The 18,432-nt window shown below is 69.2% G+C and carries 14 protein-coding genes and 3 pseudogenes; 12 read left to right on the top strand and 5 right to left on the bottom strand.

Features of this window, described 5'->3' with window-relative positions; all coding sequences use genetic code 11:
• Nucleotides 1–18: 18 nt before the first annotated feature.
• Nucleotides 19–420 (top strand): TfoX/Sxy family protein, encoded by a 402-nt coding sequence (locus QEG98_RS08690; protein ID WP_316566367.1) that lies wholly within the window; start codon nucleotides 19–21, stop codon nucleotides 418–420.
• Here the strand turns inward: QEG98_RS08690 and QEG98_RS08685 are convergent.
• On the bottom strand, nucleotides 407–2,056 hold the full coding sequence (locus tag QEG98_RS08685; RefSeq protein ID WP_316566366.1) for an AMP-binding protein: 1,650 nt from the start codon (nucleotides 2,054–2,056) through the stop codon (nucleotides 407–409). The two genes, QEG98_RS08690 and QEG98_RS08685, sit on opposite strands and share 14 nt — an antisense overlap.
• Nucleotides 2,057–2,266: 210 nt before the next feature.
• On the opposite strand from QEG98_RS08685, the gene epsC reads away from it, so the two are divergent.
• A complete protein-coding gene (gene epsC / locus QEG98_RS08680; protein WP_011551683.1) occupies nucleotides 2,267–3,112 on the top strand; it encodes a serine O-acetyltransferase EpsC in 846 nt (281 codons plus the stop codon).
• Nucleotides 3,113–3,134: 22 nt separating this feature from the next.
• A complete protein-coding gene (gene cysK / locus QEG98_RS08675) occupies nucleotides 3,135–4,055 on the top strand; it encodes a cysteine synthase A (RefSeq protein ID WP_141594364.1) in 921 nt (306 codons plus the stop codon).
• Nucleotides 4,056–4,067: 12 nt separating this feature from the next.
• On the opposite strand, the pseudogene QEG98_RS08670 reads toward cysK, so the two are convergent.
• Nucleotides 4,068–5,203 (bottom strand): annotated as a pseudogene (locus QEG98_RS08670) (aminotransferase class V-fold PLP-dependent enzyme).
• 139 nt (nucleotides 5,204–5,342) lie between these two features.
• Between QEG98_RS08670 and QEG98_RS08665 the strand changes: the two are divergent.
• The 3 genes and pseudogenes from QEG98_RS08665 to QEG98_RS41760 all read left to right on the top strand — a co-directional run bounded on the left by QEG98_RS08665 (nucleotide 5,343) and on the right by QEG98_RS41760 (nucleotide 9,372).
• Nucleotides 5,343–6,944, top strand: a complete 1,602-nt coding sequence (locus QEG98_RS08665) for a c-type cytochrome (protein WP_316566365.1) — start codon at nucleotides 5,343–5,345, stop codon at nucleotides 6,942–6,944.
• 252 nt (nucleotides 6,945–7,196) lie between these two features.
• Entirely contained in the window at nucleotides 7,197–8,486 is a 1,290-nt protein-coding gene (locus QEG98_RS08660) for a LamB/YcsF family protein (protein WP_316566364.1), read from the top strand.
• Nucleotides 8,483–9,372 (top strand): annotated as a pseudogene (locus tag QEG98_RS41760) (biotin-dependent carboxyltransferase family protein). The gene QEG98_RS08660 and the pseudogene QEG98_RS41760 overlap by 4 nt, the downstream one beginning before the upstream one ends.
• A gap of 16 nt (nucleotides 9,373–9,388) precedes the next feature.
• Here QEG98_RS41760 and QEG98_RS08645 read toward each other — a convergent pair.
• Entirely contained in the window at nucleotides 9,389–9,964 is a 576-nt protein-coding gene (locus QEG98_RS08645) for a Uma2 family endonuclease (protein WP_316566362.1), read from the bottom strand.
• A gap of 255 nt (nucleotides 9,965–10,219) precedes the next feature.
• On the opposite strand from QEG98_RS08645, the gene QEG98_RS08640 reads away from it, so the two are divergent.
• The gene (locus QEG98_RS08640; protein ID WP_316566361.1) at nucleotides 10,220–11,584 is read left to right on the top strand and encodes a hypothetical protein; all 1,365 of its coding nucleotides are present in this window, start codon (nucleotides 10,220–10,222) and stop codon (nucleotides 11,582–11,584) included.
• A 17-nt stretch (nucleotides 11,585–11,601) separates the two neighbouring features.
• Here QEG98_RS08640 and QEG98_RS08635 read toward each other — a convergent pair.
• A pseudogene (locus QEG98_RS08635) lies at nucleotides 11,602–13,196 on the bottom strand (sigma 54-interacting transcriptional regulator).
• A 561-nt stretch (nucleotides 13,197–13,757) separates the two neighbouring features.
• Here QEG98_RS08635 and QEG98_RS08630 point away from each other — a divergent pair.
• The 5 genes from QEG98_RS08630 to QEG98_RS08610 all read left to right on the top strand — a co-directional run bounded on the left by QEG98_RS08630 (nucleotide 13,758) and on the right by QEG98_RS08610 (nucleotide 17,776).
• On the top strand, nucleotides 13,758–14,312 hold the full coding sequence (locus tag QEG98_RS08630; protein ID WP_011551675.1) for a peroxiredoxin: 555 nt from the start codon (nucleotides 13,758–13,760) through the stop codon (nucleotides 14,310–14,312).
• Nucleotides 14,313–14,318: 6 nt separating this feature from the next.
• Complete coding sequence (locus QEG98_RS08625; protein ID WP_090484280.1) at nucleotides 14,319–14,843, top strand: carboxymuconolactone decarboxylase family protein; 525 nt, start codon at nucleotides 14,319–14,321, stop codon at nucleotides 14,841–14,843.
• Between the two features lie 129 nt (nucleotides 14,844–14,972).
• The gene (gene dps, locus QEG98_RS08620; protein WP_090484282.1) at nucleotides 14,973–15,449 is read left to right on the top strand and encodes a DNA starvation/stationary phase protection protein Dps; all 477 of its coding nucleotides are present in this window, start codon (nucleotides 14,973–14,975) and stop codon (nucleotides 15,447–15,449) included.
• A 176-nt stretch (nucleotides 15,450–15,625) separates the two neighbouring features.
• On the top strand, nucleotides 15,626–16,432 hold the full coding sequence (locus QEG98_RS08615; RefSeq protein ID WP_316566360.1) for a hypothetical protein: 807 nt from the start codon (nucleotides 15,626–15,628) through the stop codon (nucleotides 16,430–16,432).
• Between the two features lie 54 nt (nucleotides 16,433–16,486).
• Complete coding sequence (locus tag QEG98_RS08610) at nucleotides 16,487–17,776, top strand: pyridoxal phosphate-dependent aminotransferase (protein ID WP_316566359.1); 1,290 nt, start codon at nucleotides 16,487–16,489, stop codon at nucleotides 17,774–17,776.
• Nucleotides 17,777–17,835: 59 nt separating this feature from the next.
• On the opposite strand, the gene QEG98_RS08605 is transcribed toward QEG98_RS08610, so the two are convergent.
• Nucleotides 17,836–18,432, bottom strand: coding sequence for an SAM-dependent methyltransferase (locus QEG98_RS08605; protein WP_316566358.1), 597 nt, complete (start codon nucleotides 18,430–18,432; stop codon nucleotides 17,836–17,838).

Genomic DNA, 18,432 nt, shown 5'->3' with positions numbered 1-18,432 from the left:
GAGACACGGAGACGCACCATGGCCCGGACGGACAGCTTCGTTGAGTACACGGTGGAACTGCTGGAGAAGCTGGGGCCCGTGAAGTCCCGGTCGATGTTCGGCGGCTGGGGGCTCTACCTCGGCGGACGGATGTTCGGGCTCATCGGCGGCGGGCAGTTGTTCCTGAAGGTGGATGAGGTCACCAAGCCGGACTTCCAGGCCGCCGGATGTCGGCCGTTCATCTACGAAGGCATGAAGACCCCGGTGGAGATGGGCTATTGGACTCCGCCCGCGGACGCGGAAGATGACGCCTACGCGCTCCTGCCCTGGGCCCGGAAGGCCGTGGACGCGGCGAACCGGGCCGCGTTGAAGAAGGCCCAGAAGCCGGCGCGAAAGAAGGCGCCGGCGAAGAAGCGCACCTCGCGCGTCAAGCCGTCTTGATGGCCGCGGCGTCCTCCAGCCCCAGCTCGACGACGGACGCCTCGCGCATCTTGAACTTCTGCACCTTGCCCGTCACCGTCATCGGGAACGCGTCCACGAACTTGAAGTAGCGGGGAATCTTGAAGGACGCGATGCGGCCCGTGCAGAACCGGGTCAGCTCCTCGGCGGTGAGCGTCGCGCCGGGCTTCACGCGCACCCAGGCCATGACCTCCTCGCCGTACTTCTTGCTCGGCACGCCAATGACTTGCGTCTCGCTGACGCCCGGGTGCGTGTGGAGGAACTCCTCGACCTCGCGCGGAGAGATGTTCTCACCGCCCCGGATGATGGTGTCCTTGATGCGGCCCACCACCTTCACGTAGCCCTCGTCGTCCATCACCGCGAGGTCGCCCGTGTGCATCCACCCGGCGGCGTCCACGGCCGCGGCGGTGGCCTCGGGGTTGGCCCAGTACCCCAGCATGACGCTGTACCCACGCGTGCACAGCTCTCCCGGCGAGCCGCGAGGAACCACCTCACCCGAGCCCGCGTCGATGACCTTGACCTCCAGGTGCGGATGCACGCGCCCCACGGTGGACACGCGCTTGTCCAGCGGCTCGTCCAGCGCGCTCTGCGTGGACACCGGCGACGTCTCCGTCATGCCGTAGCAGATGGTCACCTCGCGCATGTGCATGCGCGACTGCACCTGCTTCATCACCTCCACCGGGCACGGCGAGCCCGCCATGACACCGGTGCGCAGCGTCGACAAATCGAACTCACCGAAGCGCGGATGGTCCAGCTCCGCGATGAACATCGTGGGCACGCCGTACAGCGACGTGCAGCGCTCGGCCTGCACCGTCTGGAGCACCGTCAGCGGGTCGAACGCCTCGGCGGGAATCACCATGGTGGCGCCGTGGCTGGTACAGGCCAGGTTGCCAATCACCATGCCGAAGCAGTGATAGAATGGCACCGGGATGCACACCCGGTCCTCGGGGCCGTAGCGCAGGGCCTCCCCGATGAAGAAGCCGTTGTTCAAGACATTGTGGTGCGACAGCGTGGCGCCCTTCGGGAAGCCTGTCGTTCCCGACGTGTATTGGATGTTGATGGCGTCATCGAACTGGAGCGACGCCTCGCGGGCGGCCAACGCGTCCTCTGAAACATCCGCCGCGCCGTCGAGCAGCCGCTGCCAGTCGTCCTCCAGGACGAGCGCCGCCGCCAGGCTGGCACAGCGCGGCTGGACCTCTTTCACCATGCCCCGGTAGTCCGTCTGCCGGAAGCCCCGTGCGTGGAGCAGCACCTTGGTGCCGGACTGGTTGAGGGCGTACTCCAGCTCCGAGGTGCGGTAGGCCGGGTTGATGTTGACCAGGATGGCGCCGATACGGGCCGTGGCGTACTGGACGGCCACCCATTCGAAGCGGTTGGGTGACCAGAGCCCCACCCGGTCCCCCTTCTGAACGCCCAGGGCCATCAGCCCCCGGGCCACCTGCGAGGTGAGCGCCCAGAGCTGTTGATACGTGGCCCGAAACCCCTGGGACGCCACCACCAGGGCCTCCCGGTCGCCGTGGCGCTCGACGGTGCGGCGCAGGTTCTGGCCAATCGTCTCCCCCAGCAGCGGGGTGGTGCTGGTGCCATGGGCGTAGGAAGGGACCGGGTTTTGGGACATGGCGTCATCGTCCCGCCGAGCCGGACACGCGGCAAGCGCCGCGAACCACCGCTGTCCAGCGCGTGGCAGGGGGGCATGGGGGAAGGCGGCATGCACTGCCAGCGAGGGCCCCCTGGGGGGCCAGTCCCCTCCTGGGAAACGACAGTCAGCCCTGAAATCAGCCATTACGCCGTGCAGCCAGCCCACGCACCGCGTTAGAAACCGGGACTCATGGATGACTCCAACGCCAGGCTGGTCGCGGCCCTGCTGGAAGCCCGGCAGCGACACTGCTTCCCTGCGGACGTACGGCGCGCTGCCCCCGAATTCGTAGGCCAGGTGCTCGGCCTGCTCTTCCCCCACTTCGCCGAGCGCCTGGAGTGTACGGCCGCCGCCGTCCACCGCGACGTCACCACCGTGGAGGCCAGCCTCCACCGCATCCGGGACACGCTGGCGCCCCTGTACCCGGGCATTGAACGGGACTTGCCGGCGCGCTTCATGGAGCGGCTGCCCGGCCTGTACGACTGGCTGCGACAGGACGCGGACGCCATCTTCGAGGCGGACCCGGCCGCGCGCACCGTGGACGAGGTCATCCTCACCTACCCGGGCTTCACCGCCATCGCCATCTACCGGGTGGCCAACGCGCTGCACGCCCTGGGCTTCCCGCTGCTGCCTCGCTTGCTCACGGAGTACGCGCACCAGCGAACCGGCGTGGACATCCACCCGGGGGCCACCATTGGCCGGCGCTTCGTCATCGACCATGGCACCGGCGTCGTCATCGGTGAGACGACGCTCATTGGTGACAACGTCAAAATCTATCAGGGCGTCACCCTGGGCGCGCTCGTCGTGGAGAAGGGGCTGACGGACAAGAAGCGTCACCCCACCATCGAGGACGACGTGGTGGTGTACGCCAACGCCACCATCCTGGGCGGAGAAACCGTGGTGGGCCGGGGCAGCATCATCGCCGGCAACGCCTGGCTCACGCAGAGCATCCCCTCTCAATCCGTGGTTACCCGCCGCAGCGAGGTGCGTCAGCGCGGCGAGAACGGCTCGCTGGACGCACTCGAATTCCACATCTGACCCACCGACGAGGCCCCCCGACATGAAGGTGAACAACATCCTGGAGACCATCGGAAACACGCCGCACGTGCGCATCAACCGGCTGTTTCCGTCCCGCGTGACGGTCCATCTGAAGCTCGAGCGCGCCAACCCGGGCGGCAGCATCAAGGACCGCATCGCCTTGTCCATGATTGAGGACGCGGAGCAGCGCGGCCTGCTCAAGAAGGACAGCGTCATCATCGAGCCGACCAGCGGCAACACCGGCATTGGCCTGGCCATGGTGGCGGCGGTGAAGGGCTACAAGCTGGTGCTCGTCATGCCGGAGTCCATGAGCGTCGAGCGCCGCCGGCTGATGGCCGCCTACGGCGCCACGTTCGAGCTGACCCCACGCGCGCAGGGCATGAAGGGCGCCATCGCTCGCGCCAATGAGCTGCTGTCGCAGGTGCCCAACTCGTGGATGCCGCAGCAGTTCGAGAACGAGGCCAACATCGAGGTCCACCGCCGCACGACGGTGCAGGAAATCCTCAAGGACTTCCCGGAAGGGCTGGACTACCTCATCACCGGCGTGGGCACCGGCGGGCACATCACCGCGTGCGCCGAGGAGCTGAAGAAGGTCTGGCCGAAGCTGAAGGTCTTCGCCGTGGAGCCCACCAAGTCGCCCGTCATCAGCGGCGGCCAGCCGGGCCCGCACCCCATCCAGGGCCTTGGCGCCGGCTTCATCCCGAAGAACCTGCACAAGGACGCGCTGGACGGCGCGATTCAGGTGACCGAGGAGGACGCCTTCGAGTTCACCCGCCGCGCCGCGCGTGAGGAGGGCATCTTCGTGGGCATCTCCACCGGCGCCGCGCTGTCCGCCGTGAATCAGAAGCTGGGCGAGATGACCGACGGCAGCCGCGTGCTCGCCTTCAACTACGACACGGGCGAGCGCTACCTCTCCATCGAGCCGCTCTTCCCGGCCCAGTAGTCCAAAGGGCCCTCAGCCGCGGTGCGTCCGCACCAGCTCCACCAACCGGTCCATCTCCTCGGGCAGGTTGTAGAAGTGGGGTGAGAGGCGGACGCGCCCGCGGCGCACCGAGAGGGCCACCTCCCGTCCAGCGAGCCACGCGCCGAGCGCGCTGGCCTCGCCCTCCGGAGGCAGGAACGTGAGGATGCCCGCCCGGTGCTCCGGCGCGGGCCCCACGTCGCAGCCCAGCCCACGCAGCCCTGTCTCCAGCTGGCCCAGCAGCTCGCGGATGCGCGCGGAGATGGCGTCCACCCCCACCTCGTGCAGCAACTCCAGCGCGGCGCCCAGGGCGTAGATGCCGGTGTACGCGGCGCTGCCCTCCTCCAGCTTGCCCGCGTCCGGGCGCAGCTCGAAGTGGCTGCGGTTGAAGTTCCACGCGTCAGTGGTGCTGCGCCAGCCCACCAGCACGGGCCGCAGCCTGGGCAGGACGTCCTTGGCCACGTAGAGGAAGCCGATGCCGGCGATGCCCAGCATCCACTTGTGGCTGTCCGCGCTGAGGAAGTGGACTCGGCTCTTCTTCACGTCCACGGGGATGCAGCCCACGCTCTGGATGCCGTCCACGCAGAACAGGACGCCCGCCCGCTCGCACAGGGCGCCCACCGCGTCCAGGTCCGTGCGGTAGCCGGTGGCGAACTGCACGGAGGACACGGCCACCAGCCGGGTGCTCGGGGTGAGCGCGGCGGCCACGGCTTCCGGCGTCACGCCCCTTCGGGCGTCTGGATTTCGCGCACGGTGACGCCGCGGTCCTTCAGGTGCAGCCAGGGATAGACGTTGGAGGGGTACTCCAGCGAGGATGCGACGACGACCTCGTCGCCGGGCTTCCAGTCCAGCCCCTCGGCCACCAGGCCCAGGCCGTGGCTGGTGTTGCGCACGAAGGCAATCTCGCCGGGCTCGGCGTTGATGAGGCGGGCGGCCAGGCCCCGCACGCGCTCGCAATGGGCCTCCCAGCCGCGCTCGTGCTTGATGCCGTGGTGGACGATGTCCTCCATCCACCCGCGCACGGCCTCGGCGGCGCGCAGGCTGGTGGGAGCCACACCGGCGTGGTTGAGATAGAGCTGCTCCCTCAGCACGGGGAAGAGGTCTCGGTAGGATTCGAGCGAGCGCGTCATGGTGCCCGAAGTGTAGCCACGTCGCCGCGCCGCGCCGTACTTCGTGAAGGCCGGGTGTCCGCCGTGGACAGACGCGGTGGTTTTTCCGTCCCACCTTGGGATGCGATATGCGTCGGGGCCTGCTCGCCGCGGAGGACCCATGCGCCGCACCATCCTGGACGCCATGAGGAACACGTTGTTCGTGGGCGCCGCCCTGCTGGCGGGCTGCGCGGGAACCGTTCATGCGCCCTACCCGCCCATCCGCGCGGACCTGTCCCCCGCCGCCCTGGAGCGAGGGGCCGCCATCTTCCACGCGAGCTGCGAGTCATGTCACCGCGGGGGCGACGCGGAGACGGCGTCGGGCGCGCCGCTGCGCGAGCTGCCCTCGTACATGGGGCGCTTCTACGCGGCGAATCTCACGTCGCATGCCGAGGCGGGCATCGGCGCCATGACGGATGAGGAGTTGGCGCGGGCCATCCGCTACGCGGTGAGCCGCGACGGGCGGTTGATGGTGATGCCCAGCTACGGCATGGGCGACGCGGACCTGGCGGCGGTGCTGGGCTTCATGCGCTCCGGGCACCCGCTCTTCACGCCGGATTCAGTGCCCGCGCCCCCGTCGAAGTTCAGCTTCTTCGGCGGTATCGGCTTCCGCTTCATCACCGGGAATGAGCCGGTGGAACGGCCCGCCTCGGGCATCCCCGTGCCGCCCAAGGCGGCGACCCGGGAGTACGGCCACTACATGGCGCATGACGTCTACGACTGCGCCTCGTGTCACACGGATGGCTTCAGCCCTCGGAAGACAGAGGGCGATGACGTGTTCGCGGGTGGCATGGCGTTCGTCGACCCGGAGGGAAGGAACGTTCATTCCAGCAACATCACGTTCCACGAGACGGGGCTGGCGCATTGGACGCTGGAGGACTTCACCCGCGCGGTGCGTGACGGACTGGCACCGGATGGCTCCGTGCTGCGCTCGCCCATGCCTCGCTTCCGGGGCATGGACGAGGTGGAGGCGCGAGCGCTCTATGACTATCTGCGCTCCGTGCCGCACAGGAAGAACGCAGTGAAGGGCGCGCGGCCGCGGCTCACCTCGGCGTCGGTCCGCCCGGACTGGGGCGCGGAGGAGGCGGAGGAGCAGAGCGCGGAGGCACTCCCGGATGCGGCGCAGGCCAGCGGGCCCAAAGTGACGCGCACGGGAGATGTTCTCAACGCCAGCGCCTCCATGAAGGGGGCAGGGGAAGAAACCTCGGCTCCGCCAGATTCCCCCGCGCAACCTCCGGCCAGCCATCAGGGCACACAGGGAGAAGACGCCCATGCCGCAGTGACGCCTTCGGCCTCGGCGACCGCTTCCGGCTCGGCGATGCCCACAGCACCCGGAGCCACCGACAAGAGCGCGGCATCGGCACCGTCCGCGCAACCCGATGCGGCCAACACCGCTGCGGCCAGCCCCTCCACGCTGGCCAGCAAGCCCGCCCCCACCCGCAAGCCGCGCCCCGCTGCGCCCAAGGTGGACGCCCCCGCCCTCTTCGTGAAGCTCGGCTGCGCGAGCTGCCACGCTCCTGGCGCGCGGTATCACGACCGGCTCGCCAAGGTCGCCTCGCGCAGCGAGGCCGAGTTGGTCCGGTGGGTGCGAAACCCCGAGCAGTTCCTCCCCGGCACGCCCATGCCCACCTACGCGGAGTTGATTGACGAGAAGACCGCGCGTGCCCTGGTGCGCTGGGTGAAGGCGGGAGGCCTGTCCAAGCTGCCCTCCACCTCGCGCTGAGCCGCGCCCCGAAGCACGCGGAAAAAACGCCCCGGAAATGACCGAGGAAAACCCCTGCTGGCGTATCCCGTCTGGAAGTTCTCAGCGGGCACCTCGTCGAGGCACTCGCTGGGCGCGTACCACCCCGGAGCCAACCGGCCCCAGCCCCGGGGTGGTGCGTGAGACTTCCCACCGCACCGTCGGCTGGCACGCCAGCGTCTCCGGCTACGGGGACGGCTGCACCCGCGCCGCCGCTCGCGTACGGTGCGCCGCATGACGGAGTGTCTCCTCAACGTCGACCTGGGCGAGCTTCCTGGTGAAGACGAACAGCTCTACGCGCTGGCCCATGTGGCGAACATCGCTTGCGGCGGGCATGCCGGGGACGATGCCTCCATGCGCCGGGCGCTGGAGCGGTGCGAGCGGCATGGCACGCGCGTGGGCGCGCACCCGTCCTACGAGGACAGAGAGGGCTTCGGCCGCCGCGCGCTCGACGTCACGCCGGAGCACCTCCGGGCGCAAGTGGCCGCGCAGTGCGGCCGGCTCGCGAAGCTGGCGGCTGACCGTCATCTGCCCGTGACGTACGCCAAGCCCCACGGCGCCCTGTACCACGCAGCCAATGCAACACCGGCCCTGGCCCGCGCGGTGGTGGCGGGCATCGTGGAAGCGCTGGGGACCGCCGTCACCTGCATTGGCCCCGGCACGGGCGCGCTGCACGACGCGGCCCTGGCGGCGGGGCTGGCCTACGCCCGCGAGGGCTTCGCGGACCGAGGCACCCGGCCAGACGGCTCGCTGATTCCCCGAGGACAGCCCGGCGCGGTGCTGACCGACCACGCCCAGGCGCGGGCCAACACCGTGCGCCTGGCCACCAGCGGCAGCGTGGATACCGTCTGCGTTCACGGCGACACGCCCGGCGCGGTGGCGCTGGCGCGCGAGGTCCGCGCCACCTTGGACGCGCTCGCACTTCGCGCCGAGCCTCTGGGTGAAGGCGCCCTGCGACTGGTCCTTCCCGAGGGACTGGAGCGGCGCGCCACGCGCGAGGCCCTCTGTGCCATGCCCGGCGTCCTCGACACCGTCATCACCGAGGAGCACGCCTGCGTGTACTTCGCCCCGGATGCACCACCCGAGGAGCCTCGGCTCGCGCTGGCGCGGTTGCTGCGCATCCCAGCCCCAGTGGCCGGCCGGCCCCTCACGACCATCTCCGTGCGCTACGACGGGCAGGACTTGCGCGCGGTGGCGGAACGCGCGGGCCTCACCGAGGACGAAGTGGCGCGGCGCCACACGGCGCGCGAGTACACGGTGCGCTGCGTGGGATTCCTCCCCGGGTTCGCCTATCTGGGCGAAGTCGACCCGAGCATCGCGGTCCCCAGGCTGGCCACGCCCCGCACGCGAGTGCCTGCCCTCGCGGTGGGAATCGCGGGTGGGCGCACGGGGGTGTATCCCTTCGCATCGCCTGGAGGCTGGAACCTCATCGGCACCGCGCTGGACTTCACCGCCTTCACAGCCGAGGAGGGCTCGGTGCTTCAGCTCGGGGACCGGGTGCGCTTCAAGCGGGTGGACCGATGACGGGCTGGCTGGACATCACGGGCGTGGGTGCGCCCGTCACGGTGCAGGACGCGGGACGGCCGGGGAAGATGCACCACGGCGTGCCTCCGGGAGGACCGCTGGTCCCGGAGCTGCTCGCCCTGGCCAATCTCGCCGTGGGAAACGCGAGTGGAACGGCGGCGCTGGAAGCCTTCGGCCGGTTGGAGCTGCGCGCCCGAGGCCGAAGCGTTCGCGTGTCCATGGACGGACACGCCCTCACGCTGGCGGATGGAGAGCGCCTCACCGTCCCCGCGCCCGAGTCGACGAGCGTGCGCTATGTCGCGGTGGACGGCGGGCTCGCCGTGCCGGAAGTGCTGGGGGACGCGGCACCCTGCTGGTCGCGCGCCTGGGCGGACACGAAGGCCGCCTGCTGCGTTCGGGTGACAGCCTGCCCCTGGGTGACGCGAACGAGCGCACCGAGGCGCGAGCGCCCGGTGCGTCACTGGATGCAGCGGCGCCCATCCGCGTGACGCTCGGACCGGACAACCGCCGCTTCGAACCAGCCACCGTGGCCACCCTGCTGTCGGGCGCCTTCACCGTGTCCGCCGCCACCGACCGCGTGGGGATGCGGCTCCAAGGGCCATCGCTCACCCATGGTGACGAAGGCACGGGCACGTCGCGCCCCATGGTTCGTGGGGCCATCCAGGTGACGCTTTCAGGAACGCCCATCGTGCTGGGCCCCGACCATCCGACGACAGGTGGCTATCCACTCATCGCGACAGTCATTCGCGCCGATTGGGGACGGCTGTGCGCCCGCCGCCCAGGCGCCGCTGTCCGGTTCCAGGAAGTGAGCCTCGAAGAGGCACGGGAAGCGTGGCGGCTCCACTCGGAGCACTTCGGTATCGGCACGCGCCCCACGAAGCCGTAAGCCGCGGCGCCAGGGCTCAGGGCGCCTCCAGCTCCGGGGGCCAGAGCGCGCCCAGGTCCAGCTCCAGGTCCTCGAACGGCTCGGCGCGCACACACGCATCCCCCGAGTACTGCCCCCGCGCGACCCATTCGCCTTCCCGTCGAGCGAAGACCTCCAGGGCCTTCGCTGTAGGGTCCACCAGCCACACGTGCCCCACGCCTTCGCGCGCGTAGATTTCCCGCTTGCGGTTCCTGTCCAGCTTCCAGGTCGACGGAGATAGCACCTCACAGACCCAGTCCGGCGCCAGCGTGAAGAAGGGGACGCGCCGCATCATCGGCATGCGCTCGCGGCGCCATCCCGCGATATCCGGCACCAGGACGTCCTCACCGACGTGCAACTCGGGCTCGGTAACAATCCACCACCCTCCCGGCGCTCGCTGCCCGACCTGGAACCGGGAGACGAGCAACCCGCCCAGGACGGAGTGCGCCACCGCATGCGGGCTCGCGGGCCTCGGCAATGCGATGAGCTCACCGTCGATGATTTGCCCGACCATGTTCTCGGGCAGCGCCACCAGGTCTTCATAGGTCGCGGGACGCTTCGTCTCATTCCCCATCTCGGGACTCCCCAGGCCAGCCGCCTCCCACCCCTCCATCATCCGTCCTGCCTCCCCCAAGTGGAACCCCACCTGAAACACCGTGTCCAGATGTCCCTACCTCAGGGGTCCGACATGCCCTCGGGGGCAGGGCGCACATCACTTCCCGGCGTCACCCGATGATGCGGAAATAAAGACTCCCCCAATCCCCGTGCCCCCTGAGCTCCACCATCCAGGGGACGCAACTTTTTCCGGTTTCAACCGATACTGGAGAAGATGAGTCCCCCAAAAATCGGTTCCCGAGCCCCCGTCCGCCCCACCGAGCTCCGCGAGCCGCCCCGCCCCGCTCGCAACGAGGCCAAACCCCAGGCCAAGGCCCAGGTGACCCGGCCCGGCATGTCCGGGGTGTCCCAGTTCGAGTCCCCGCCCGCCCGGCAACAGCCCGTGGCGCTGAACGCCCCCGCGGCCCTGGCGCGAGGCCCGAGCGTCGCGCCGGGCAGCTATCCCACCGCCGCGGACGTGCGGAACATCGCCGCCATGCAGGACCCGGTGGCGCGCAACCATGCGATTACCCAGGGCTATTCGGACCTGTCCAACGCCATGGGGCAGCTGCTGGGCACGGAGAACGCCAACTGGTCCACCTTCGCGACCTGGGCCTCGAAGCAAGCCGGCGTGAGCATCCGCGGCGAGGACATGCCCAAGTTCTTCACGGACGCGCTCAAGGGCGCCGACGGCGTCATGGGGCCGATGTCCAAGGTGGACGACCTGCTGCGCAAGCTGGGCCTCCCCTCGCTGCCGCTGGGCGACATCGCCTCGGCGGGCAATGAGGCGCTCCAGAACGTCAGCAAGGCCATCGCCGACGGCAACAAGCTGGTGTTCGAGGAGGTGGGCCAGGAGTTCGCCCGCTTCGTGGAGACCTTCCAGGGCGACACCCAGTTTGACGCCGCCAAGGTGGAGCAGTACCTGAGCGGCTTCCCCGCGGACAAGCCGCTGCTGAAGGAGGCCTTCGGCCACTACGCCCAGGCCATGTTCGAGAAGGACCCGAACAAGAAGGCCGAGCTGATGCTCCTGGCCAACGACAAGGTGGGCCTGCACGAGCAGACGCAGCTCCAGCCCTACGTCGAGAAGGCGCTCAACTCGCCGGTGAAGGACACCTTCCGCGACATCCTCAAGCAGACCGTCGAGGCGCAAATCAATGCGCTCCCCTTCCCCGCCAACCTCGCGGGCAAGGCGGCCTTGAAGACGGGCCTGGTGGACGCGGCGCTGAACCCCGTGGTGGATGGCGTGGCGAACGTGTTCCGCCGCGTCGCCACCGAGCACATGATGAAGCTGGCCGTGCCGGGCAGCGCGCTGAAGCTGGGCAATGATTTGCCGCCGCCTCCGGGCATGGAGTCGACGCTCTTCCCGCCGCACCTGCGCTCCATCGAAAACCCCGAGCTGCGCGCGCTGCTGGGCCAGCTCGACAAGAGTCAGGACAGCCTCAAGGGCTCCGGGGCGAAGGACTGGAGCAAGCTGGACCAGCGGATGAACTACATCGTCGACCTCTTCCGCTCGCGGCAGTCGGACCCGGCGCTGTTCGACCCGCCGTTCGGCCAGCGGGGCACCTACCCGGTGGCGCCCTCGGCACCGCGCGTCTCCTAGGCGCGCGGTTTCAAGGCTCACGCCTCGTCGACGACGAACTGCTCCAGCCGGGCGATGCCCAGCTTCTTCATCCGGCTCTGGAGCGTGGACGGCTTGAGCCCCAGCAGCGCCGCGGCCCCATTGGCGCCGTAGACGCGGCCCCGCGTGAGCGTGAGCACTCGCATGATGTGCTCGCGCTGCACGGCCGCCAGCGTCAGCACGGGGGCAGCTTCGGCCGTCCCGCCGCGGGCGCCGGCTCCTCCGGCAGGGCCGTCACCCCGGCCGCGCCGCGCGTAGGAACATCGAAGGACTCCGGCCCCAGCTCCGTCCCTCGCGTGAGGATGGTGGCCCGCTCCAACGCATTGGCCAGCTCGCGCAGGTTGCCCGGCCACTCGTAGGCCTCCAACCGCACCAGGCCCTCTGGCGTCACCCGCATGCCCCGCCGTCCCGTCCGGTTCGCCTGTTCCTCCAGGAGGAAGGCGCACAGCTGCGGCAGGTCCTCGCGGCGCTCGCGCAGCGGCGGCAGGCGCAGGGGGAACACGCTCAACCGGTAGTAGAGGTCCTCGCGGAAGCGCTTCTGGGCAATGGCTTGCTGAAGGTCCACGTGCGTGGCCGCCAGGATGCGCACGTCCGCGCGCACCGTCTTGTCGCTGCCCACCGGCTCGAAGGTCTTCTCCTGCAGCGCCCGCAGCAGCTTCGCCTGGAGGTCGACGGGCAGCTCGCCCACTTCATCCAGCAGCAGCGTGCCGCCATGCGCCATCTGGAAGCGTCCGGCCCGGTCCTTCGTGGCGCCGGTGAAGGCGCCCTTCACGTGGCCAAACAGCTCGCTCTCCAGCAAGCCCGCCGGAATGGCAGCGCAGTTGAGCGTGACGAAGGGCTGGTCCGAGCGGGCGCTCCAACGGTGGATGGCGCGGGCCAGCCGCTCCTTGCCCGTGCCCGTCTCACCGGTAATCAGCACCGGCGTGTCCGTCTCCGCCACCTGCCGCGCCCGCCGCGCCAGGTCTCGCATCACCGGGCTCTTCGACGTCTCGAGGATGCCCTCCGAGTCTCCGCCGAGCTGCGCCTCCAGCAGCTTCGCGTGCTCGTGGTCCTGACGGTGGAGACGCTCGAAGGTGGCGCGCTGCTCGGCCGACTGGATGGCCGTGGCCAGCATCTGCCCGTACACCTCCACCAGGTCCACCACCGGCTGGGGGTACGTCTCACACTCGGCGCGGTCCAGGGAGAGCACGCCGTAGCAGCGCTCCCCCGCGCACAGCGGCACCACCATGCACGAATGCCCCGGCGGCAAATCCAGCACGCCGTCGAAAGGGTCTCCATCCCCGTGGGCATGGTCCTCTTCCGTGAAGGCCTTCGCCCGCCGCGTCTCCAGGGCCTGCCGCAGCGAGGGGAACTCCGACAGCTGCAACGAGTGCTGCCGCACCTTCGCGTTGGCCAACGGCCCTCGCGCGGCCACCGACACCAGCCGGCCCTCCTTCAAGAGGAACACCGTGGCCAGGTCGAAGCGCACCACCCGCGTCAGCCAGTCGAGCCCACGGCGCAGCAAATCCCCGACGGAATCCTCCGCCGTTGCCAGCTCGAGGAGGTCCCGAGCGTCCTTCGCACCGTCGATGGCGCCTGAAAAGTCGTCCTGCATACCTACGAAATAATAGGGTTCCACCGAAATTGCAGTGAGGCAGGCACCGAGATTTCGTGCCCCACCGTCCAGGCAACCGCTCCAGGCCGGAAGATCCGTCGCAACTCCCGGAACACAAAGAGATTCTTTTGAACATTCGGGGAGGGCCCGCGCGAACGCGGGCGATTGGCTGTCGAGGTGAGCCCACGGCCCGGCCCTGATGCGTCGCGACGAGGACTATCGCCCCTTGTAGGTGAACGGAGCACGCGTTCGCGGCCGTACATTCGAGCCGTTGCCGGTCCGGAGTGGGTGCAACCACGCGGCACTTCTCGTATTTTCCGCCCGCTCGTGAGGGCCACGAGCGGCCAGTCTCCCCCGGTTCGTCGATCCACCGAAATTGCAGTGGCGAAACGCACCGAGATTTCGTTAGACACCGGCCCAGCGGCACCGACCCAGTGGGGGTGAAATCCAAACCCCTGGAATCATTGATTCGAGGTTCTGGCACGGTGACTGCTAAGCGGTAGGACAGAACACGTTCACTGGGGTCGGCTCACCGCCGGGCCCCCATCCCAAGGAGCCGTAATGCTGACCGTTGGCGACAAGATCCCGAACTTCAAGGTGAAGGCCACCGTGTCCCTGGAGAAGGGCAAGGAGTTCCAGGACATCACGAACGAGACCTTCAAGGGCAAGTGGCTGGTCCTGTTCGCGTGGCCGAAGGACTTCACCTTCATCTGCCCCACGGAGATCGCGGAGTTCGGCAAGAAGAACAAGGACTTCACCGACCGTGACGCGCAGGTCCTCGGCCTGAGCACCGACAGCGAGTTCGTGCACCACGCGTGGCGCACGCACCACCCGGACCTGAAGAACCTGCCCTTCCCGATGCTGGCGGACATCAAGCACGAGCTGTGCAACGCGCTGGGCATCCTCCACAAGGAAGAGGGCGTGGCCCTCCGCGCGACGTTCATCGCGGACCCCGAGGGCATCATCCGCCACGTGACGGTCAACGACCTGTCCGTGGGCCGCAACGTCTCCGAGACGATCCGCACGCTGGACGCGCTCCAGACGGATGAGCTGTGCCCCTGCAACTGGACCAAGGGTGAGGAGACCCTGACCCAGAAGCTGTCGAAGGCGGGGTAATCCACCATGGCCTCGCTCGAAGTCGTCCGCTCTGAACTCGCGGACTCCCACAAGGACACCCGCCTCAACCTCCAGGGTGTCCTGGAAGGTGGCAGCCTCACCGCGGAGCAGCGTTGGGGTGTGGCCGTGGCATGCGCCTTCGCCGCTCGGAATGAGCGGCTGAAGGAGGCCATGCTCAACGAGGCGAAGAAGGCCCTCGCGAATCCCGAGCCAGTCATCGAGGACGCGCGTGCGGCGGCGTCGTTGATGGCGATGAACAATGTGTACTACCGCTTCAGGCACATGATCGGGAAGGAGTCGTACTCGACCAAGCGCGCCGGGCTGCGGATGAACCGGCTCGCGCAGGTGCTGACGAACAAGGTGGACTTCGAGCTGGTCTGCCTCGCCGTCAGCGCCATCAACGGCTGCGAGATGTGCATGCAGTCCCACGAGAAGATCGTCCTCGAGGGCGGCCTCTCCGAGGACCAGGTGCACGACGCGGTTCGCATCGCGTCGGTCATCCACGCGGCGGCGGTGGGGCTGGAGTCTTAAGCCCCTCTGTCGCGAGGCATCGCCGAAGTTTCAAGCGCCCTCCGGTGGAAACACCGGGGGGCGCTCCCTTTTTGGCCGCCGCGCATCCAACCAGCCGACACCGACAAACACAGCCGAAAGGAAGACACCATGTACCGCAGCCCCAGCCCCCTCCCCGAGAAGGCCCGCGCCGCCATCGCTGAATCGCTCAACGAGCGGCTCGCCGACGGGCTCGACCTGCACTCGCAAATCAAGGTCGCGCACTGGAACATCAAGGGTCCGCAGTTCGCCTCGCTCCACCCGCTGTTCGAAACGTTCGCGGTGAGCCTGGCCACGCACAACGACTCCATCGCCGAGCGCGCGGTGACGCTGGGTGGCAAGGCCTACGGCACCAGCCGCCACGTGGGCAAGACGAGCCGCCTGCCGGAGTATCCGCAGGAGACGACGCGCGACATGGAGCACGTGAAGCTGCTGGCCGAGCGCATCGAAATCTACCTGGACGGCCTGCGCAAGAGCCGCGCCCTCTTCGTCGAGAACGGGGACTCGGACTCCGAGGGCCTCACCACGGACATCATCACCGAGTTCGAGAAGCACGCGTGGTTCCTGCGCGCTTCGCTCGAAGGCTGAGCCGCCCTACCCGGACGGGCCCGCCGGGGCTGTGCAACCCGCTGCACGCACATCCCGGGCCCTGTTCCGGCCGAGCCTCGTGTTCTCGCGAGGTTGCACCGGGCATGACGGTTGCTCTCCACGGGGGCAGGACCCGCCGCGAAGCCGCGGTGTCGTGCACCCCTGGAGAAGCGCCCATGCGACGCATCACCTGTCTTGCCCTCACCGTCCTCGCCACCGCCTGTGGCGGTGGAGCCCCCACGCAGGAAGAAGTGGACGCCGCCCGTCAGCGCGTGGAGCGCGTGGTGGCGGCCTCGCATCAGGTGCGCGGCGCGCTGGAAGTCCTGGGCGTGCTGCCGGTGTACACCTGCGGTGAGCCCCGTCGCGCCTTCCTCAGCACCGCCGCGTATGACGTGCGCACGCGGTGGGCCTGCGCCCGCGCCGCGGTGGAGCCCCATGACAGCGTGACGGACCGCGTGGTGCTCACCTTCGATGAGGGCGGCTGTGACGTGCACGGCCTGCGCTTCGCCGGTCAGGCCGCGTTCCTCTACCGCGGCGGCGAGGACCTCATGGAAGTGGAGGCGGACCTGCGCGGACTCACAGTGGACGGACACCCGCTCCAGGCGGAGGTGGGCTACGGCACGTGCGGAGACGAGACGCGCATTTGGGCGGATGTGGAGGGCGGCGTCCCTGGACGGCAAGGCCACACGTTCCACGTCGATGGCCGCGTGGGCATGCGAGCCGGCATGCCCGTGTTCGGTGGCACGTCACTGGTGCTGGACGGTCCAGGCGAGCTGACGGGCCCCGATGGCACCGACCGCCTCACGCTGACGGGGCTGCACTACGAGGTGGGTGAATACCTGCCGAAGGAAGGCACCGCGGTGCTGGAGACGGCGGACGGGCGGCGCGTGGAAGCCCGCTTCCAGCCCGTCCTGTGGCGCCTGGGCAAGGCTGAGGTCACGGTGGACGACCTGGAGCCGGTGACGGTGCCCATCGTCCGCTGAGCGGGCGCGCGGCGGCAGCGCGCACGGCGCGGACTTCCGCTAGGGTGTGACGCCGTGAGCGACGACGTTCCCCTTCCGGCATTCCGCGCCGTGCCCCGCACCGGCGTCATCTTCGTCACCGCCGAGGCCACCCGCCGTGGCTACCGCTCCAGCAACCCGGAGTGGTGCAACCTGGGCCAGGGCCAGCCGGAGACAGGAGACCTCCCCGGCGCGCCGCCCCGGCTGAACCAGGTCACCATCGACGTGGCCGACATGGAGTACGCCCCCGTCGCCGGGCTCTGGGAGGTGCGCGAGTCCATCGCCAGCCTCTACAACCGGCTCTACCGCCGGGGCATGCCCAGCCAGTACAGCGCGGAGAACGTGTGCCTGTCTGGCGGTGGCCGCGCGGCACTCACCCGCGCCGCGGCCAGCCTGGGCGCCATCAACCTGGGCCACTTCCTGCCGGACTACACGGCGTATGAGGAGCTGCTGGACGTCTTCAAGGCGTTCACCGCCATCCCCATCCTCCTGGAGGGTGAGCGCGGCTATGCCTTCACCGCGGAGGACTTGCGGCGCGAGGTGCAGGGCCGGGGCCTGTCCGCCCTGCTCTTCTCCAACCCCTGCAACCCCACCGGCAAGCTGGTGCACGGCGAGGAGATGGCGCGCTGGGTGAGCGTGGCCCGCGAGCATGAGTGCGCGCTGCTGGTCGACGAATTCTATTCGCACTACATCTGGACGGGCCGCCCCGGACACCTCCCGGTGGAGAGCGCCGCCCGCTACGTGGAGGACGTGAACAAGGACCCGGTGGTCTTGTTCGACGGCTTCACCAAGAACTGGCGCTACCCGGGCTGGCGCATGACGTGGACGGTGGGGCCGCGCCAGGTCATCGATGCGGTCTCCAGCGCGGGAAGCTTCCTGGATGGCGGTGGGAGCCGGCCGCTCCAGCGCGCGGCGATTCAGCTCCTCCAGGAGGAGCCCGTGGTGGCGGAGACGATGGCCATCCACAACACCTTCCGGGAGAAGCGGGACCGCTTCCACTCCCGGCTGGAGCGCATCGGCATCCGCACGGACCGCGCGCCGGACGGCACCTTCTATGTCTGGGGCAACGTGTCCGGGCTGCCGCCGCCGCTCAACGACGGCATGGGCTTCTTCCGCGCCGCGCTGGACCAGAAAATCATCGCCGTTCCGGGCGAGTTCTTCGACGTGAATCCCGGCAAGCGCCGCGCGCGGCCCTCTCGCTTCCGCGGCTACGTGCGCCTGTCCTTCGGCCCGTCCATGGAGACGCTGGAGAAGGCCCTGTCGCGGCTGGAGGCCATGGTCCTCCACTACTCGCGCACGCCGGGCCAGCCGCCTCCGGCGCCCTGACGTGAAACGGCCCGGCCCCTCCTGGCGAGGGCGCCGGGCCCGGACGCCTCCCGCCGTGCTCAGCGGGGCGCGCCGCCCGTGCCGCGCTCGGGGACGACCCAGAGGTAGAGCGTCCGTCCCTCGCTCTGCACCGTCTTGGTCGGCGCCCAGTCCCCCATGTCGAAGCTGTGCGACACGATGCGCGTGCCTGGCTTCAGCTCCGAGAGCAGCTTGGACTTGAGCCGCTCGTTGACGGAGGGCAGCAGATAGAGCGTCACCACCGACGCGTCACGGATGTCCGCGTCGAAGAGGTCACCCTGGCGGAACTCCACCTTGTTCTTCACGCCCGCCTGGCTCGCGTTCTGGTTGGCCTCGGCGATGCGCTCCGGGTTGATGTCCACGCCCACGGCGTGCTTCGCCCCGTGCTTCTGGACAGCGGAGATGACGATGCGGCCGTCACCGCTGCCCAGGTCATAGACAGTGTCCCCGGGCTTCACGCCAGCCAATGCCAGCATCCCGTCCACGGCACCTTCCGGCGTGGGGACGAAGGGAACCTCGGGCGCCTGAACCGAACTGCCCGGGGAGCCACTGACCTGCACCGTCACCTTCTGCTGTGCCGTCGAAACGCTCGCGGCGTTCGAGGCCATCGCCGCCGTGAACGTGAAAACCACCATCAT

This window comes from Myxococcus sp. MxC21-1 (assembly GCF_032612255.1).
GTDB lineage: Bacteria > Myxococcota > Myxococcia > Myxococcales > Myxococcaceae > Myxococcus > Myxococcus virescens.
The sequence above is the reverse complement of the archived record's forward strand: the minus strand, read 5'-3'. Positions and strand labels throughout refer to the sequence as shown.